The organism is Mesorhizobium sp. P2_E10 (genome assembly GCF_056404235.1).
In genome coordinates this window covers 89,873-106,001 of the sequence record NZ_JBFUEK010000001.1, presented here as the reverse complement: position 1 = coordinate 106,001, position 16,129 = coordinate 89,873, and the positions used below count along the sequence as shown (strand labels likewise).

The 16,129-nt window shown below is 62.7% G+C and carries 19 protein-coding genes and 1 pseudogene; 11 read left to right on the top strand and 9 right to left on the bottom strand.

What is annotated here, in order from left to right; translation table 11 throughout:
* The first annotated feature begins 245 nt into the window (after positions 1-245).
* On the top strand, positions 246-725 hold the full coding sequence (locus tag AC1D0N_RS00580; protein WP_477240345.1) for a MarR family winged helix-turn-helix transcriptional regulator: 480 nt from the start codon (positions 246-248) through the stop codon (positions 723-725).
* Complete coding sequence (locus tag AC1D0N_RS00575) at positions 722-1,402, top strand: GNAT family N-acetyltransferase (RefSeq protein ID WP_477240343.1); 681 nt, start codon at positions 722-724, stop codon at positions 1,400-1,402. The genes AC1D0N_RS00580 and AC1D0N_RS00575 overlap by 4 nt, the downstream gene beginning before the upstream one ends.
* Positions 1,403-1,423: 21 nt before the next feature.
* On the opposite strand, the gene AC1D0N_RS00570 is transcribed toward AC1D0N_RS00575, so the two are convergent.
* Entirely contained in the window at positions 1,424-1,648 is a 225-nt protein-coding gene (locus AC1D0N_RS00570; protein WP_477240341.1) for a hypothetical protein, read from the bottom strand.
* Positions 1,649-1,922: 274 nt separating this feature from the next.
* On the opposite strand from AC1D0N_RS00570, the gene AC1D0N_RS00565 reads away from it, so the two are divergent.
* The 4 genes from AC1D0N_RS00565 to AC1D0N_RS00550 all read left to right on the top strand — a co-directional run bounded on the left by AC1D0N_RS00565 (position 1,923) and on the right by AC1D0N_RS00550 (position 5,426).
* Positions 1,923-2,264, top strand: a complete 342-nt coding sequence (locus AC1D0N_RS00565; RefSeq protein ID WP_477240339.1) for a hypothetical protein — start codon at positions 1,923-1,925, stop codon at positions 2,262-2,264.
* Positions 2,265-2,279: 15 nt separating this feature from the next.
* Positions 2,280-2,981, top strand: a complete 702-nt coding sequence (locus tag AC1D0N_RS00560) for a phosphatase PAP2 family protein (protein WP_477240337.1) — start codon at positions 2,280-2,282, stop codon at positions 2,979-2,981.
* A gap of 357 nt (positions 2,982-3,338) precedes the next feature.
* On the top strand, positions 3,339-3,596 hold the full coding sequence (locus tag AC1D0N_RS00555; RefSeq protein WP_477240335.1) for a helix-turn-helix domain-containing protein: 258 nt from the start codon (positions 3,339-3,341) through the stop codon (positions 3,594-3,596).
* A gap of 96 nt (positions 3,597-3,692) precedes the next feature.
* The gene (locus tag AC1D0N_RS00550; protein ID WP_477240333.1) at positions 3,693-5,426 is read left to right on the top strand and encodes a SulP family inorganic anion transporter; all 1,734 of its coding nucleotides are present in this window, start codon (positions 3,693-3,695) and stop codon (positions 5,424-5,426) included.
* A gap of 307 nt (positions 5,427-5,733) precedes the next feature.
* On the opposite strand, the gene AC1D0N_RS00545 is transcribed toward AC1D0N_RS00550, so the two are convergent.
* Together AC1D0N_RS00545 and AC1D0N_RS00540 are read right to left on the bottom strand one after the other, a co-directional pair.
* Positions 5,734-6,714: a glycosyltransferase family 4 protein gene (locus AC1D0N_RS00545; RefSeq protein ID WP_477240331.1), complete on the bottom strand. Its 981-nt coding sequence runs from the start codon at positions 6,712-6,714 to the stop codon at positions 5,734-5,736.
* Entirely contained in the window at positions 6,711-7,568 is an 858-nt protein-coding gene (locus tag AC1D0N_RS00540; protein ID WP_477240329.1) for a glycosyltransferase family 2 protein, read from the bottom strand. The genes AC1D0N_RS00545 and AC1D0N_RS00540 overlap by 4 nt, the downstream gene beginning before the upstream one ends.
* Positions 7,569-7,868: 300 nt before the next feature.
* On the opposite strand from AC1D0N_RS00540, the gene AC1D0N_RS00535 reads away from it, so the two are divergent.
* Complete coding sequence (locus tag AC1D0N_RS00535) at positions 7,869-8,234, top strand: hypothetical protein (RefSeq protein ID WP_477240327.1); 366 nt, start codon at positions 7,869-7,871, stop codon at positions 8,232-8,234.
* 13 nt (positions 8,235-8,247) lie between these two features.
* On the opposite strand, the gene AC1D0N_RS00530 is transcribed toward AC1D0N_RS00535, so the two are convergent.
* Together AC1D0N_RS00530 and AC1D0N_RS00525 are read right to left on the bottom strand one after the other, a co-directional pair.
* On the bottom strand, positions 8,248-8,898 hold the full coding sequence (locus AC1D0N_RS00530; protein ID WP_477240325.1) for a glutathione S-transferase family protein: 651 nt from the start codon (positions 8,896-8,898) through the stop codon (positions 8,248-8,250).
* Between the two features lie 289 nt (positions 8,899-9,187).
* Positions 9,188-9,847 (bottom strand): hypothetical protein, encoded by a 660-nt coding sequence (locus AC1D0N_RS00525; RefSeq protein WP_477241898.1) that lies wholly within the window; start codon positions 9,845-9,847, stop codon positions 9,188-9,190.
* Here AC1D0N_RS00525 and AC1D0N_RS00520 point away from each other — a divergent pair.
* Positions 9,758-9,964: a helix-turn-helix domain-containing protein gene (locus AC1D0N_RS00520; RefSeq protein WP_477241826.1), complete on the top strand. Its 207-nt coding sequence runs from the start codon at positions 9,758-9,760 to the stop codon at positions 9,962-9,964. The two genes, AC1D0N_RS00525 and AC1D0N_RS00520, sit on opposite strands and share 90 nt — an antisense overlap.
* A gap of 139 nt (positions 9,965-10,103) precedes the next feature.
* Complete coding sequence (locus AC1D0N_RS00515; protein ID WP_477240323.1) at positions 10,104-10,817, top strand: hypothetical protein; 714 nt, start codon at positions 10,104-10,106, stop codon at positions 10,815-10,817.
* Positions 10,818-11,021: 204 nt separating this feature from the next.
* Here AC1D0N_RS00515 and AC1D0N_RS00510 read toward each other — a convergent pair whose 3' ends face one another.
* From AC1D0N_RS00510 to AC1D0N_RS00500, 3 genes are all read right to left on the bottom strand, one after another.
* Positions 11,022-11,948, bottom strand: a complete 927-nt coding sequence (locus tag AC1D0N_RS00510; RefSeq protein WP_477240321.1) for a DMT family transporter — start codon at positions 11,946-11,948, stop codon at positions 11,022-11,024.
* An 87-nt stretch (positions 11,949-12,035) separates the two neighbouring features.
* Entirely contained in the window at positions 12,036-12,647 is a 612-nt protein-coding gene (locus AC1D0N_RS00505; RefSeq protein WP_477240319.1) for a DNA-3-methyladenine glycosylase, read from the bottom strand.
* A 9-nt stretch (positions 12,648-12,656) separates the two neighbouring features.
* On the bottom strand, positions 12,657-13,676 hold the full coding sequence (locus AC1D0N_RS00500) for an LLM class flavin-dependent oxidoreductase (protein WP_477240317.1): 1,020 nt from the start codon (positions 13,674-13,676) through the stop codon (positions 12,657-12,659).
* Positions 13,677-13,850: 174 nt separating this feature from the next.
* Between AC1D0N_RS00500 and AC1D0N_RS00495 the strand changes: the two are divergent.
* Positions 13,851-14,323 (top strand): annotated as a pseudogene (locus AC1D0N_RS00495) (VOC family protein).
* A gap of 32 nt (positions 14,324-14,355) precedes the next feature.
* Here the strand turns inward: AC1D0N_RS00495 and AC1D0N_RS00490 are convergent.
* Entirely contained in the window at positions 14,356-15,216 is an 861-nt protein-coding gene (locus AC1D0N_RS00490) for an SMP-30/gluconolactonase/LRE family protein (protein WP_477240315.1), read from the bottom strand.
* A 114-nt stretch (positions 15,217-15,330) separates the two neighbouring features.
* On the opposite strand from AC1D0N_RS00490, the gene AC1D0N_RS00485 reads away from it, so the two are divergent.
* Entirely contained in the window at positions 15,331-16,125 is a 795-nt protein-coding gene (locus AC1D0N_RS00485) for a helix-turn-helix domain-containing protein (RefSeq protein ID WP_477240313.1), read from the top strand.
* Positions 16,126-16,129 lie beyond the last annotated feature (4 nt).

The window sequence follows — 16,129 nt, the reverse complement described above, 5'->3', positions numbered from 1 at the left end:
CGCGGCGCAGACCCGAGGATCCATGCCGCGACTTCTGAGCTACAAGGCGGTGCAGAATTCTGCTCCGCTGCGCCCGTGGGCCAAGGTCGCGGCATGGATCCCAGGGTCTTCGCGACGCCGCTACGCGGCTGCTCCGCCCTGGGATGACGAAGCTGAGAGGCGCCGGCCTCCTAACGGGGAGGTCTTGATTCTCTTCCTTGCCTTGTTATATAACATGTTATTGATTTATTATGAGCGAGCTGACAATGGAAGACATCATTCGATCTCTTGGCTACCTCGCCCTGGGCAGCCGGCTGAAGCGCATCGGCGAGCAATTGCAGGCGGATACGCAGCGTCTGCTCGATCGCCTGGAGGTTCCGGTGCAGTCGAGCCAGTACCCACTGCTGGCCGCGCTCGACAGGCTTGGGCCGCTGCCCGTCGGCGAACTGGCGCAGTCGCTCGGGATCACGCAGCCGGGCGTGACGCGGAGCGTGTCACTGCTGTCTGAGCTGGAGCTGGTCGAAGTGATTCAGTCGGACGGTGACCAGCGGCGCAGGATCGTCTCGCTGACGAAGAAGGGGCAGCGCCTGGTCGATACTGGCAAGCGCGATGTGTGGCCGCGCATCGAGAACGCCGTCGCCGATTTGTGCAGGGATCTTTCAGGGCCGCTTCTCGATCAGCTGGCCGCCATCGAGGATGGCTTGGCTGCGGCTCCGCTCGATCGCCGTGTGGGAAAAGCGCTATGAGGCACGTGCTCGATCGCCCTGTCTGGAGCGCGCTGGAGACACGCCATCAGGCTTTCGCGCAAGGTGGCGCCCTCGCCAGGCGCTATCCCTCGTCGATCGTTCCCTTCGCAGCCAGCGCCGCTGACGACACGGAGAGCCTACAGGCGCTTCAAGCGCTTGTTGCCTCGGGCGAGAGTGTCATCCTGCTGCAGGCGGACGCCATTGCGCTTCCCGCTGAACTGGCCGCGATCTCGACCGCCTCCGGCGTGCAGATGGTTCTCGAGGTGCCCTTGCAGGCCGTGTCGGACGAGCGGGTGCAGCAGCTGACTCAGGACGACGCGGCCGAGATGCTCGCTTTGGCCTCGCTGACCAAGCCCGGCCCGTTCACGCTCAGGGCTCTCAGCCTCGGTGACTTCTGGGGCATAAAGGTCGACGGCAGGCTGGCGGCGATGGCCGGCGAGCGCATGAAGCAGCCCGGCTATACCGAACTCAGCGGCGTGTGCTCGCACCCGGAGTTTCGCGGCGGCGGCCTCGGCCGGCTGCTGTCCGTGTTTGTGGCCAATCAGATCGTGGCGCGCGGTGAGGTTCCGTATCTTCACGCCTATGCCACGAACGCCGCTGCCATAAGCCTGTACGAGTCCATCGGCTTCAGCTTGCGCAGCCCGATGCATGTGGCCGTCGTTCAGCGCGCCGGATAGGCGCAAACCGTCGCGCCGGTCTCAGGCCGATTTCGGTTCGAGCCGCCGGAAACCGACGGCTTCCATCAGCATCTCCTCTTCGACCATGCCGGCATTGTGCAGGGCAAGCAAGGTGAGCGCGAGTTCCCGCGCGTCGGCCGAATCGGGATGCGCTTCGCGCCGCTTGCAGGCTTCATCGAACACGCGCTGCAGCCGGGCGATGTCGGCAGGTTTGAGCAGGCCACGGTCATAAACGGATTTTGTCATGGCGGTCTCCTGATACTGACCTAGGGCGCCACGTTTAAATTGCCAATCTTTCCCGAGGCTTGAATGGTTTCAACGCGAAAGGGAGGATTGCGGATTCTTGCCGACCGATCGTCCCGGGCCGCGATCCTGCCTCCGCCCTGCTTTGTCATGGCAACGACAGCCGGCCAATCCGACCCGATTTCCTGTCCTTGATCGCTCCCGCTTGACCGCGACCAGCGGTTCGGGAACAAGGATTGCGACACCCGCGACAAAGGCCATGGTCAAGGAGCAGAAATTGAGTTTTTCGGGATTGCTGCAGCTCGGCTTTTCGACGGTGATTTTTCTGCTGGCCGCGACGGCGGCGAAGCAATGGGGGCTGGCGCCAAGCCTGGGCAAGATCGTGCTGACGCTGGCGCTCTATTCGCTCGGCAATCTGATCATGCTGCGGCTGATCCGCGAATTCGGCATGTCGGTGTCGTTCAGCCTGTCGGCGGTGATCCAGCTGGTGTCGGTCAATGTGGTGGCGCTGGTGTTCTTCGGCGAGCGCGTCAACGCGCTGCAGGCGGTTGGCATCGTGCTGGCGATCGCCGCCGTGGCGCTGATCACGCTCGGGCCCTATCTGCAGGGGCGGATGTAACGGGGCGAATTGCCGATGAAAACCGCCGCGAATGCTCTGCTCAACTGGATCGAATTCCCGGTGCTGCTGGCCGGGCTGGTCATCGCCGGCGGGCTGTGGGGGTTCGAGGAGCTGATGGAGGTGGCGCGCGCCACCACGCCGCACGCTTTCGACACCGAAATCCTGCTCGCTTTCCGTCAGCCGGGTCAACCGGGACTCCCTATCGGTCCGCCCTGGCTGGAGGGCGCGATGCGCGACATCACCAGCCTCGGCAGCTCCAGCGTGCTGGTGCTAATCGTAACCGCGGTGATCGTCTATCTGCTGCTGATCCGCCGGCCGGCGACAGCGCTGCTGATCTTCGTGGCGGTGGCGGGTGGCCAAGCGCTGTCCAGCCTGCTGAAAGCCGGCATCGACCGGCCGCGTCCCGAGCTCGTCTCGCATCTCGTCGACGAGACGTCGCTGTCCTTTCCGAGCGGCCACGCCATGCTGTCGGCGGTAACCTACCTGACGCTCGGCGCGCTGGCGGCGCGCTTCCTGCCGGGACGAACGACGAAGATCTATGTGCTTGGCCTGGCGGTGCTGACGACGCTGCTGGTCGGCATCAGCCGTATCTATCTCGGTGTCCACTGGCCGTCGGACGTGCTGGCCGGCTGGTGTGCCGGCTTCACCTGGGCGATGCTGTGCTGGCTGACGGCGCGGGCTTGGCAGCGATGGCGCGGACAGCCCGACGGCGGTTGACGCCGCGCGAGTCCGGGTCTGAACCAAATCGTACCCGCAAGTGCTGCGTCAGATCATCCTGTTGATCACGTGGCCGCAGCCCGCCAGCAGGAAAACCGTCGACAGCAAGCATGCTGATGTCATCAAAGCCTTCAAGATTTTCAACGGCTTATCCCCTCAATGTTTGTCGATGAAACGGGATCGCCGTCGATTTTCTGCAAACGACGACAATGCGGTAGGCTAGCATGGATGTCATACTCGCCACCATCGCGCCGATAAGAGCAAAGCCCATGTTTCATATATGCATACTGATGGTTGAAACATCATCATGATTGTATTATACGTTGATCCCGCAGACTCAGACGGGAGTTTTGGCCGATGATTACTGCCGCGCAGATGCGCGCCGCGAGGGCGCTGGCCGGCATCGATCAGAAGACGCTCGCCGAGCGCGCCGGGGTTTCGCTTCCGACCATCCAGCGCATGGAAGCGAGCGATGGCGTGGTCAGGGGCGTGGTCGATACGCTGATGAAGGTCATCCAGGCCCTCGACGAGGCCGGGGTGGAACTGATCGGCGAGAACCAGGCCAGCGAGCGCGGTGGCCGGGGCGTGCGCCTCAAGCCGGCCGCGCCGCGGTAACCTCCCGCAACCGGGTCGGCACAGATAAGTCGCGACGCGACCGCCGACATTTGCTGCCGACGATCCCGCCGCCTTCACGGAGCGGAAGGCACGTTCATGGACCAGGCCCATCAGGCAAGCCAGCACCAGGCCCAGAAGTCGGCCCCGAAGTCGGCAAAGCCGACATTTTCCGAACTGTTCACGCCCAAGCTGGTGACGGTCTGGCGCGAGGGTTATCACCTGCCGCAATTCAAGGCCGACTTCATGGCCGGACTGACCGTCGCCATCGTCGCGCTGCCGCTGTCGATGGCGATCGCGATCGCTTCGGGGGTGACGCCGGAGCGCGGCCTGTTCACCGCCATCGTCGGTGGCTTCATCATCTCGGCGCTCGGCGGCAGCCGCTTCCAGATCGGCGGCCCGGCCGGCGCCTTCATCGTGCTGGTGGCGGCGACGGTACAGCGCGAAGGCGTCGACGGGCTGCTGCTGGCAACGATGATGTCCGGCGTCTTCCTGCTCGGGATCGGCTATCTACGGCTTGGCACCTACATCAAGTTCATTCCCTATCCGGTGACGGTGGGCTTCACCGCCGGCATCTCGATCATCATCTTTTCCGGCCAGATCGTCGAACTGTTCGGGCTGAAACTGGCGGGCAAGGAGCCGGGACCGCTGGTGCCGAAGCTGATGGCGATCGGCGACGCCGCGGGCACGATCAATCTCGCGGCAACGTTCGTCGCGGTGCTGACCATCGCCACCATCGTCGGGGTGAAGCGCTGGCGACCCGGCTGGCCGGGCATGCTGATCGCCGTCGGGCTGGCCTCGCTGGTGGTGGCGCTGCTGGCGCTGCCGGCGGAGACGATCGGCACGCGCTATGGCGGCATTCCGCGCAGCCTGCCGTTGCCGGCGCTGCCGGCGTTCAGCCTCGACAAAATTGTCGCCGTGCTGCCGGACGCTATCTCCTTCGCGCTGCTCGGCGCCATCGAATCGCTGCTCTCGGCCGTGGTCGCCGACGGCATGACCGGACGCCGACACCGCTCCAACTGCGAACTGGTGGCGCAAGGTTTTGCCAACATCGCGTCCGCCCTGTTCGGCGGCATCTGCACCACCGGCACCATCGCCCGTACCGCCACCAATGTGCGGGCCGGCGCGCATGGGCCGGTTTCGGGCATGCTGCATTCGCTGTTCCTGCTCGTCTTCATGCTGGTGGCTGCACCCCTGGCCCGCTACATCCCGCTTGCCGCCCTTGCCGGGGTGCTGGCGGTGGTCTGCTGGAACATGTTCGAAAAACAGGCTTTCGCCACGCTGCTGCGCGCCTCGCGCGGCGACGCGCTGGTGCTGATGACGACCTTCCTGATCGTCGTCTTCCGCGACCTGACCGAAGGCATTGTCGTCGGCTTCGCGCTGGGCTCGATCCTGTTCATCGACCGTATGGCCAAGTCGATCGCGGTCGAAGCCGACCAGTCGCTGACGCAGGACGATGTCGCGGACAGCGCCAGCGTCTATGATTCCAGCGAGGCGACCGACGCCGAGACCGTGGTCTACCGCATCTCGGGCGCCTTCTTCTTCGGCGCTGCCTCCACGGTCGGCACCGTGCTCGACCGTATCGCCGACCAGCGCAAGAACTTCATCCTCGACTGCTCGGCCGTGCCATTCTTCGATTCGACGGCCGCCAATGTCATTGAGGGGGCCGCCCACAAGGCAAAGCGCGCCGGCGTGCGCTTCATCATCTCGGGCGCCTCGCCGCAGATACGGCGCACGCTGATCAACCACGGCGTTAAGCGCCCGCTGGTGACGTATGCCGCTTCGATCGGGGATGCCCGTGCGCAGTTGAACGGGAAGCTGGAGACGGAGTAAGCAGGCAGGATTTGCCGGGCGGGGGTCATTTTGTCAGTAGAATGTTATCCGCCGGTTGAACGTCAGCTTTTGACGGTGGCGGCCATTCGCTGCGAACGGTGCCCATTGAGCTGGGAGGCGAAAAACGTGTCTCCAAACCCCCGCCCGTCAACACCTCTGAATGACGCGCGTCTGTGTGGGAACAATGTTCGTCGCCACCATCGGAATAGCGAACGGCACCCTTAAGATTGCCCTGCGCAGCGCCGCCTCGTCATCCTTGCTCAGCGAGGTATGGAAGAGCAAAGGGTCCGGGAAATCTCGAATGGCGCTACAAAGATCGGGTTTGGCTGGGCACATCTGAAGCCTCCCCTCCGCCTTCATTAAGCAACGAGGAAAACAAGTGCGCGTAGTTCTCCGCCAGCACGCCCCAATCCCATTCTCGGATCGTCTCGAGCATGCGGACGGCCATCCGCGGCCCGAGCGATGGCGTGTCCCGCAACAGGGCGAGCTTGTTCGCAAGCCCTTCCGCAGTTCCATCGAAGAACAGCCCGTTGTCGCCATCCCGAATCAGCTCGGGCATGTTTCCCACACGGGTCGTCACCAAGGGGACACCGCACGCCGCCGCCTCCAAGCAAGGATTGGGAGTGCCTTCGCTGCGACTGGCGCAGACATAAACGTCGAGATTCCGATAGAAGTCGAGCATTTCGTCATGGTTGCGCCAGTGTTGCTCCCGAATCGCAGTCAGTAGTCGCACGCCCGGCACGGCAGCGACGGCGGGCTCGATGACGTCGTGGAAGCCGCGATGTGCCGGACCATGGTTGTCGAGACTTCCCGCCCATCCGACGCGGAGCTCGCCAGAATAGGGTTGCGGCTCTGGCGGGGGGCAAAAGAATGTCGTGTCGACTCCATTGGGCGTGTAGTGGACCGGAACACCCAGTAGAGGACTGTATTCGTGCTCGAGCTTCCGATTGTTGACAAAGACAGCGCGCGCCAGCCGGTGCAGGGCAGCGAGCCCGGGCTCGCGGAACTCGCCCTCCAGCTCTCTGTGGCTGCAGATCCCGATGAGCAGCCTGTCAGACCGCCGGGCGAGGACCGATTCCGACAGGGGCAGCTTCGCGAGTTGGAACCAATAGAAGATGAGCACGATGTCCGCCACGTTCACGTCGGACTCAGTCACATCATGCTGGAATCGTTCGACGATCTCGAACCTTCCTTCCAGCACGCGCCGGAGATTTTGCGTCTTTCTATCGATCGCCCAGCCGGGTCGGTCCGCGATCGCCAGGATGCGGGGGAGGTGTACATCGCTCACGAGGCGTACCGCTCAAGCCAGTGCGCCGACCATGGCTTGGTCTCGTCCAGGTCGTCGTCCGTCGCCGAGGTGCGCACCTGGGTATTGTCCGGCAGTTGGATATCTCCTGGTCGCAAGCGGGGTCGCCATCCGTGCCAAGCAAGACCATCGACCTCCTCACTCAGGTACCGGCGGCCAGCATACTTGCGCGCGGCGTGCTCTGCGCTCAGGAACAAATAGTGCTTCATGCGAAAACGCTCGGGGGAGAGCCTCACCGGACCCTCGAAGCGTACGCGATGGCCGCCTGACCACGCAATCTCCATGGGGCCGTCCTGTTTCTTGTACGCACGCACGCAGTGCGGGGAGCTCGGCCGGAACGGGTAATAGGTACGCAGTGTGTGTTGATAATTGGGATTGTCGTGATCAGGGGCTTCCCGAGTAGGAATGAACGTGAACTCGGAAGACTCGATCGCATTGAAGCCGAGTGCGTCGGCTGCCGCGATGGCGGAGACCAGCGATGAGTACGAAGGCGGCGGAAGGTGGATCTCGTCAGCGTCAAGATGCATGAACCAGTCAGCTTCGAGCGACTGAAACAGTTCCTCTTTGCGACGAAGAAGCTGTTCCCAGCAATACCAGCCGTTGTGCGGGATGCTTTCGAAACCTATCAATCCGACCCCGCGGTAGCGCTGGGCAATCTCAAGCGTTCGGTCCGTCGAATGATTGTCGCAGATGTAGACCTGTACGCCTTGCCGAAAGAGGTTCTCGAGACATCCGGCGACGAACCGTTCTTCGTTCCGTGTTGTAAGGACCGCGACGACTCGCGGGGAATTCCGGTCCCGCGCAGCATGCGCAATGTGGGTGTTGAGATCGACCAAATCTCTCAATCCTTGGTTATATGCTTCCGGATGCCACGCTGGCCGATCAACTGATATGGCGCAATTAATGAACTTGGCCGAAATGACAAGTCAAAAGACTCAGAGCGGCCATGCCGAGGCGCCATCACTTTTCCACAAAAATGACCGTTTCGGGTCAGAAACAGTCATTCGGGGTTCTCCAGTTCTGCGTTGTGAAAACCAATTGATGGGGATAACCCGTGTCCCTGGCTGCCTCATCGCAGCCATCTCCCATGGGCAAAGAGTTCTGTGTGCTCTCCACAATCTTCAGGAAGGCTCGTGATGAGACTTGCAGTGTTGGTCACGTTGGCCGCGACATTGGCTGGATGCGTGACCTCTCCAGTCGACTATGAAGCGTCGCTTTCGCAGCAGGACCCCAAATGGCTGTCGCCGGAATGCCAGCAAGCGCGCATGGCGGCCTCGACCTATGAGGCGCGCGAAAAGGAGCATCCGGGGTGGGGCTTCGGCGTCGTGCTTGGCCCGTACTCATTGGGGCTCGTGGCAGCCATCAAGGAACATCAGCAGAAGCAACGAAAGCTGTTTTCCCGCGAGGTGCATTTGCAATGTTCCAGTCTGCCTCTGCCAAAGGAGTTGCAGGGCGATACAAGCCTCCAGGACGCGATCGCAAACCAGACGAAATATCCATAAACAGCATGCCACCTCAGCCGGTCGAGGCGGCGGTGAATACCGCCAGTTGAGCCTCGAAGGCACGCTTGTAGGCCGGCCGCGCTTCGCCGCGGGCGATATAGGCGGAGAGGGTCGGATAGTCCTCCAATATGCCTGATGTGCGCAATCTAAGTAGCACCGTCACCATCAGCAGGTCGCCGGCGCTGAACGCTCCCTCGAGCCAGTCGGCATTGCCAAGCCGGGTGGAAAGGTCGTCCAGCCGCTGACGGACGCGTCCGTCGAGCATAGGCATGCGCTCGGCGTACCAGGGCTTGTCGCGCTCCACGATCATGGGCATCGTCCGTTCCAGGATCGGCGGCTCGATCGTACTGAGCGCGGCAAACATCCAGGTGATCGCGCGCGCCCGGGCATTCGGATCGTCCGGCAGCAGGCCCGCATGGCGCTGCGCGATATGGAACACGATGGCGCCGGACTCAAACAAAGCCAGATCGCCTTCTTCATAGGTCGGTATCTGCCCGAAAGGATGCAGTGCGCGATGCGCCGGCTCCTTCATCTCGCTGAACGAAACAAGCCGGACGTCGTAGGGTTGGCCCACTTCTTCGAGCGCCCAGCGAACACGCATGTCACGTGACAGCCCCCTGCCGCGGTCGGGTGAGCGCTCAAAAGCTGTGATGGTTGGGGTCATTGGAACTCCGGGGTTTGGTCAGGTGTCCAGTTGTGTTGATGGGCATCCAAAGGACGAACGACCGGCTTCGCTCCCGACACCCTACCTTGTTTTCTTCGCCGTGGGATTTCGCGGTCCGAACCTTCCGTTCGCCTGACCTGGGCGAACTCACATCTATGACCTCTAGTTGGTGACACGGGCCAGCCATTGCCGACTAGCTGAATGTCACTGACGCCATGACGACAAGGGCCCGAACGTCAACCGTCTCCAATCTTTGCGAGATCTATGGCATAAAAGCCGCATGCAGATTTCAGGCATTGGCAGGATCATTTTCTGGTCTGGCGGAAGCCTTTGGATTGGGCAGGCAGTTGGCCCGATTGAGCTTCACTCCCACCATGCCATTCAGGTCAGCGTGGGTCTGTCCGATCGCGTGCAGTTCCGAACGGGTGACACGGCAGCCTGGGTATCGTACGGCGCGGCTTTCATTCCGCCCGACCTTGCGCACTCGTTCCAGGCACCCGGCAAGATGGCTGCCAACCTCTTCTGCGAGCCCGAGTCTGCGCTGGGCCGTGCCCTTTTGGCCCGCTTTGGAGGCGACCATATCTTGGGCCTCCCCCCAGCCGACATAGCGCCACACGCCAAGGCTCTTCGTTCTGCGTTCGACAATGGTAACCTCGACGAAGAGCTCGAGGATATCGCGCTGGAGACGCTTTACGCTCTTTGCGGAGGTGTTCCAGCAAGCCTGGTCGATCAGCGGATTATTCGTGCCACCGCCTTTATTGCCGCAAAATTGGGAGAGCAGCTCACCCTCGAAGCGGTGGCCCATCATGTTGGGCTCTCCGCAGGGCGCTTCAGACACCTTTTCGTCGAGCAAACAGGCATCTCGTTTCGAGCCTATCTTCTTTGGACAAGGCTCAATTGTGCGCTCGAACTCGGCTTCGGGGGAACATCCTGGACCGATGCGGCTCATGCGACGAACTTCGCGGATTCTGCCCATCTGAGCCGAACGACCCTTAGGATGTATGGGCTCGCTCCAAGTTCGTTGCGCCAGCAACTTCCTCCGGCATCCCGTCCGATGACGGCTTAGCCCCTTCATTCAAGTCTAGTTCAGGCGACAGGTCTATCGAGTTCGTGCAATCGCAACTCGAGGAACATCGCCATGTTTGCCAAACTCTCCCGACGCCATCTGCTGAACGCCAATGACTATTCGGCGTGGAGCAGGCGCGATGATTGAAATAGCGGCGCTTCGCCAGCATCTGTCGCTCGAGCAGCGGAGTCTGACCGAGATCGCTACCGGCCTGTCGGTCACTGCGATGGTCGGCGCGACGCTCTACAATCTCGGTTTCTTTGCGCCGGTTGAGTGGAGCCTCATCTCCGTGCTTACCGTGCAAGACCTCTTGATCGGAGCATCGATCGCACTGCTCCCGATGTCGGTCGCGGCGTGGCTAGCGCTGCTCATTGCCCGCTTCATTGCCGATGCGCCAAAGCGCCAAATGCGCACGATAGTGACCTCTATCGGGCTGATCGCGATCGGCCTCGCTGGGTCCTGGTACTTCTATGAGGGACCTCACCAATCGACCGGGGGGCATCTTGCCTTCGCCTATCTGCCGCTCGCCGGCCTTGCGGCCATTGCCAATCTGATATTCAGGACGCGAACCGTAGGCCTGGTTTGGCTCGCCTTCTCATTGATTTACGTCCCTTTTTCTTGCGGCGCCGCTGATAGTCTTCGTACCATCTCCAACATGTCGGCTGCGACAACGGAGGTCGAGACTGACAAGGGGGTGATCAGTGGGCGGATTCTGAGAATGACCTCGGGATTCGCCATTATCTTCGACGGGCAAGCCATTGTGGTATTGCCTCTGAACAAGGTCCGAAACATGCGGCGACTGTACACCGCCACGCCCGAGATCGACTACCTCAAGGGCGGCACGCCGAACTGAGTCCGCATGGACTCCCGCGGGGCAGAATGCTGCATCCCTATCGAGCAGCGCTACGCCAATGCTACCACCATGCCATATGATCGCCGACGCGGACGACACCTCGGTGGCTCGGGTGCTTCGGGATACGACTATCCTCTTGAGCAGCTCAAAGCCCGTTGCCCAATCGCGTGCGGTAGAGCCTTTCGGGTGGGAAGACATGCCCGCTCAAACGGCCGCCTCGATCGGCTCGGCAAGTTTCGGGTTGGCGCGCGCGGCGATCAGGCAGCCGGCGACGATCAGGCAGGCTCCGGCCAGCGTCGTCCAGGCCAGCGCCTCGTCGAAGAAGAACCAGCCAAGCGCGATCGCCCAGATGAAGGCCGAGTATTCGGTCGGGATCAGATATTGCGCTTCGGCGCGGGCGTAGGACCAGCTCATCAGGAATTGGCCGCTGAGCGACAGCACCGTCACCCCGGCCAGGGGAAGCCATAGATTGGTCGGCAAAGCGACGGCGAACCAAGGTGCTGCGAGGCCGACGAAGATTGCAACGCAAAGGTTCTGGAACAGCATGATCTCGATCGGCTTGGCCAGCAGCGCCTGTTGCCGGGAGAGGATCAGATTGTAGCCGTAGAACACCGTCGAGACGAGCACCGCCACCGTGCCGAGCAGGGCATCCTGCGAGTAGCTGGCGCGGCCGAACTGGCCGCCCAGTATGATGGCGACGCCGGCGATACCGGCCAGCGATGCCCAGATCGCCTGCGGCCGGATTCGTTCGCCCAGCAAAAGTGCTGCGAGAAAGAGGGCGAACAGGGGCGCGACGAAGCTGAGCCCGATCGCCTCCGCCAGCGGCAGCCTGGCGAGTCCCCAAAAGAAACAAAGGAGAACGATGCCGACAATCGCGGCGCGCAGCGCATGCAGCCTCAGCACCGCAAGGGTTGGCCGTGAGCGCGGCCCCGCCGACCAGACAGCGCCGGCGACGACGGTTGCGACCAGGCTGCGCCGCAGCACCGTGTTGTAGACGCCGACGGCAATAACCAGCGTCTTCATCGCCGCATCCATGCCGGACAGCAGGCAGATTGCCAGCGCGCAGACGAGCATCGGGATCATCGGGGAAACGGCGCCGGTCAGGCTGGATGTCTTCACGGCTGCACTCATGTGCTGCCGAGTATCCCAGAGCAAAGAGCAGGACCAGATGGCAGCCCCGGCGATGTGGAGGGCCAATGTCGAGTGGCGATAGCGCCCTTATCTGTTGAGCGATCTCGGACCGCTAACGAAGGGGCTGCCCCTGAGATAAAATCGCAGCGGGCGATCCGCATCTTTCGAAATGCCGATCCTGATGCCCTGCCCGATGTCGCCGGGTTGTTGGTCATCGCTTGCAAGCCATAGCGGGCCTTGCCGGCACAGATCGAGCCCGTCGAGCGAACGATCGATCCGCAACGCCTGGGCGAGCCGTCCTGGTCCGCGCGCGAGGTCGCGCAGGCGTTCGACGCCGCGATTACGCCGCATGATGTCGATACCTTCGAGCGGCTCAAGTGCCCTGACCAGCACGCCGGTTCCTATCCCTTGCATCTCGCTGGAAACATTCAGCATGAAGGAGATGCCGTAGGCGAGATAGACATAGGCGTGGCCGCGCTCGAGAAACAGCGAACGGTTGCGCGCAGTCATTCCCCGGTAGCCATGCCCTGCGGCATCGCCGACGACATAGGCCTCGGTCTCGACAATGCGGCCACTGAGGATCCCTTCGGGCAATGCCCGCACCACGACCTTGCCGATGAGATGGCGGGCGAGAGCGGCCGTGTCAGTCGGCAGCTCCGCGCGAGCAAGCGGCGGATGATCCGTGTGGCCGGCGTTCACGAGATAGGCTCACCGCCACCCCAACGCCGGAGCGACATGGGTCAGGATCGCCTCGATGACATGCGCGTTGTAGTCGACGCCGAGCTGGTTCGGCACGGTGAGCAGCAGCGTGTCGGCTTCCGCGATCGCCTCGTCGCCCTTCAGCTGCTCGATGAGCACGTCCGGCTCGGCGGCATAGCTGCGTCCGAAGACGGCGAGTTTCTCGGGCTCGATGTAACCAAAATGATCCTGGCTGTCGCTGCGGCCGAAATAGGCGCGGTCGCGATCGTCGACCAGCGCAAAGATACTGCGGCTGACCGAAACGCGCGGCTCGCGTGCATGTCCGGCCTCCTTCCAGGCGGCGCGATACAGGCGGATCTGCTCTGCCTGCTGGATGTGGAACGGCTTTCCGCTTTCGTCGAACTTCAGGGTCGAACTCTGCAGGTTCATCCCCCGCTTCGCCGCCCATTGCGCCGTCGCGTTGGTGGCGGCACCCCACCAGATCCGCTCGCGCAGCCCTTCCGAATGCGGCTCGAGACGCAGCAGCCCGGGCGGGTTCGGAAACATCGGACGCGGGTTGGGCTGGGCAAAGCCCTTGCCTTGGAGAATATCGAGGAACACGTCTGTATGACGCCGGGCCATGTCGGCGTCGCTCTCGCCCTCCGCCGGCGCAAAGCCAAAGTAGCGCCAGCCGTCGATGACCTGTTCGGGCGATCCGCGGCTGATGCCGAGCTGGAGGCGCCCGCCGGCGATCAGATCGGCCGCACCGGCGTCCTCGGCCATGTAGAGCGGGTTCTCATAGCGCATATCGATCACGGCGGTGCCGATCTCGATGCGGCTGGTCTTGGCGCCGATCGCGGCCAGCAGCGGAAACGGCGAGCTGAGCTGGCGGGCGAAGTGATGCACGCGGAAATAGGCACCGTCGGCGCCAAGTTCTTCGGCGGCGACCGCGAGGTCGATGGATTGCAGCAGCGTATCGGCTGCAGAGCGTGTCTGCGACTGGGACGAAGGCGTCCAATGTCCGAATGACAGAAAGCCGATTTTCTTCATGAGGGAACCGCGTTGGCGTTGGAGTCGGTATCATCTAGTGACTGAACCGCCGGTGCGCCAGCAAAGTCCTTTCGCAGATCGCCCTTTTCTCCCGGGTTGAGAAAGGCGATCGGCGACCTACTTCGCAAGAGCGGAAGGGGATGCAATTTTGGCTCTAAGCGAGAGGAGCGCGCAATGCCGAAGAATACGATTTGCGTCTGGTACGACAAAGAGGCGGAGGCTGCGGCCCGCTTCTACGCCAAGACCTTTCCCGACAGCGCGGTCGGCGCCGTCCACCGTGCACCGAGCGACTTTCCCTCCGGCAAGAAGGGCGACGTGTTGACGGTCGAATTCACGGTTGCCGGCATTCCCTGCATCGGCCTCAATGGCGGTTCGGTGTTCAAGCAGACCGAGGCATCTCGTTCCAGATCGCCACCGATGACCAGGAGGAGACCGACCGCTACTGGAATGCCATCGTCGGCAATGGCGGCGAGGAGAGCGCCTGCGGCTGGTGCAAGGACAGATGGGGCGTGTCCTGGCAAATCACGCCGCGCACGCTCACCGAGGCGATGGCGGCCGGCGGCGACGAAGCCAAGCGCGCGTTTGATGCGATGATGGAGATGAAAAAGATCGACGTCGCAGCGATCGACGCGGCGCGGCGGGGTTAGCGCCGCGTCACGGCTGATCGAGGCATTGGCGCTCACTCGAGCGTGAGCGCCGCAACCTCGCCTTCATTCATCAGCGGCACATAGATCATCGACTTGCCGTCGGTGCCGATGTCGGCGCTGCCCGGCTTGAAGGTCGCGACTGCCTCGGGTGCGCCACCTTGCTTGTAGCGGTAGAGCGTGCCGGTCATGTAGGCGGTGGCGTAGATGGTGTCGCCAATAGCGACGACACCATCGAGGTCGGCGAAGTTCTGCGCGCCGGGCAATGGCGAAATTGCCTTGCTGGCGAGGTCGACCGCCAGCAGGCCGCCCGGCTCGGCCGTGCTGAAGTCAGCCTTGATGCCCTTGCCCCAGGAGGCGACGATCAACCTGTTGCCATCGGCGAAGACGCCGTTGGGCGACGCAAGAGCCGCGTCCTTGACGAACAGGTCCGGTCTGTCGCCGTCGATGCGGTAGATCGCGTCGGCCAGCATGTCGGTGACATAGACCTTGCCGGAAGCGTCCGCTGTCATGTCGTTGAGGAAGACGGCATTCGGCACATCGATGGTCGAAACCAGCTTGCCGCTGGCGAGATCGACGACGCGAACCTTGGTGATGTCGGCGACATAGAGTTTTCCGCCCGAAATCGCCATGCCCTTGGGCGCGTCCATGCCATCGGTCCAGTGCTGGGTGGTTACCTTGCCGTCCAGCGACAACACCGAGAGATAGCCGTTGCCGTCGGCTTCGCCGGCATTGCCAACGATGCTGGAGACGATGATGCGCTTGTTGGCGGCATCGAACAGTGCCGATTCCGGCTGTTCGAAGCCTGTCGCGCGCCAGATTTCGCCGGCCTGGGCGGCGGGCATGATCGCCATGGCGGCGACGGCGAGGACTGTGGAAATGATGAGGGTTTTCATGACTGGGTCTCCTTCGGTGAAGGCGCAGAGCTAGGCCTTTCGATACTTTTGCGGAAGGGCGATTGCCGCTAGCATCGAATACCGATACGAAATTGCACAAAAGAGGTGCATCTCATGAATGGCCTGATCTTCGAGGCGCTGAAGCGGACGCTGAAGGCGAAGGGTGTCACCTATCGTGTGCTGGCCGAGCGCATGGGCGTTTCCGAGCCGACGGTGAAGCGCATTTTTCACGAACGCAACTGCAAGCTCGACCGGCTGATGGAGATCTGCTCGGCAGCCGGCGTCGACCTGGAAAACGTGCTCGGCTCGATGAGCCGGGGGCCAGGGCCGGTCAACCGCGTGGCACCGGACATCGAGCTCAAGCTCGCTGGCCGGTCGGCGCTGCTGTTCGTCTTCGTCATGCTGTCGGAAAAATTCACGCCCGAAGGCATCATGCGCTCGCACGGCCTGAGCGAAGCCTCGATGTTCCTCTATCTGCGCGATCTCGAGGAACTCGGCCTAGTGGCGCTCAGCCGGGGTCTCACGGCAAGGCTGCTGGTCGAAACGCCGATCCAGTGGAATTTCGAGGGGCCGCTGCGGCCACTGTTCGAGATGACCAACAAGAACTTCATCGGCTGGGCCATCACCCATATCGAGAAGGAAGCGACCTTCGTCAGCTTCTCCAGGCGGATGCGGCCGGAGACGGCTGAGATGGTGCGGCGCGAGGCGGAGGAGCTGGCGGAGCGCGCCAAGCTGCTTGCTCATCACGACCAGCACACGACGCCCGAAGACGGGCTCACCGGCTACAAATGGACGTTTGCGTTCGGCGCGACGCCGTTTGAGGCGATCATGCCGATCGGGCCGCACCCCAGGGATGCCGGCGCGCGGCCCGCTGTGACCGCAAAGGGACGGCGGCCGCTGCCGGCCTGACACG

Bases quoted from the DNA above. Each gene is read 5' to 3' on its own strand.
- AC1D0N_RS00535 (WP_477240327.1), top strand. From the start codon at position 7,869: ATGAGACTTGCAGTGTTGGTCACGTTGGCCGCGACATTGGCTGGATGC.
- AC1D0N_RS00560 (WP_477240337.1), top strand. From the start codon at position 2,280: ATGAAAACCGCCGCGAATGCTCTGCTCAACTGGATCGAATTCCCGGTG.
- AC1D0N_RS00500 (WP_477240317.1), bottom strand. From the start codon at position 13,676: ATGAAGAAAATCGGCTTTCTGTCATTCGGACATTGGACGCCTTCGTCC.
- AC1D0N_RS00555 (WP_477240335.1), top strand. From the start codon at position 3,339: ATGATTACTGCCGCGCAGATGCGCGCCGCGAGGGCGCTGGCCGGCATC.
- AC1D0N_RS00485 (WP_477240313.1), top strand. From the start codon at position 15,331: ATGAATGGCCTGATCTTCGAGGCGCTGAAGCGGACGCTGAAGGCGAAG.
- AC1D0N_RS00525 (WP_477241898.1), bottom strand. From the start codon at position 9,847: ATGAGCCGCATCGGTCCAGGATGTTCCCCCGAAGCCGAGTTCGAGCGC.
- AC1D0N_RS00580 (WP_477240345.1), top strand. From the start codon at position 246: ATGGAAGACATCATTCGATCTCTTGGCTACCTCGCCCTGGGCAGCCGG.
- AC1D0N_RS00575 (WP_477240343.1), top strand. From the start codon at position 722: ATGAGGCACGTGCTCGATCGCCCTGTCTGGAGCGCGCTGGAGACACGC.
- AC1D0N_RS00490 (WP_477240315.1), bottom strand. From the start codon at position 15,216: ATGAAAACCCTCATCATTTCCACAGTCCTCGCCGTCGCCGCCATGGCG.
- AC1D0N_RS00530 (WP_477240325.1), bottom strand. From the start codon at position 8,898: ATGACCCCAACCATCACAGCTTTTGAGCGCTCACCCGACCGCGGCAGG.
- AC1D0N_RS00570 (WP_477240341.1), bottom strand. From the start codon at position 1,648: ATGACAAAATCCGTTTATGACCGTGGCCTGCTCAAACCTGCCGACATC.
- AC1D0N_RS00550 (WP_477240333.1), top strand. From the start codon at position 3,693: ATGGACCAGGCCCATCAGGCAAGCCAGCACCAGGCCCAGAAGTCGGCC.
- AC1D0N_RS00515 (WP_477240323.1), top strand. From the start codon at position 10,104: ATGATTGAAATAGCGGCGCTTCGCCAGCATCTGTCGCTCGAGCAGCGG.
- AC1D0N_RS00510 (WP_477240321.1), bottom strand. From the start codon at position 11,948: ATGAGTGCAGCCGTGAAGACATCCAGCCTGACCGGCGCCGTTTCCCCG.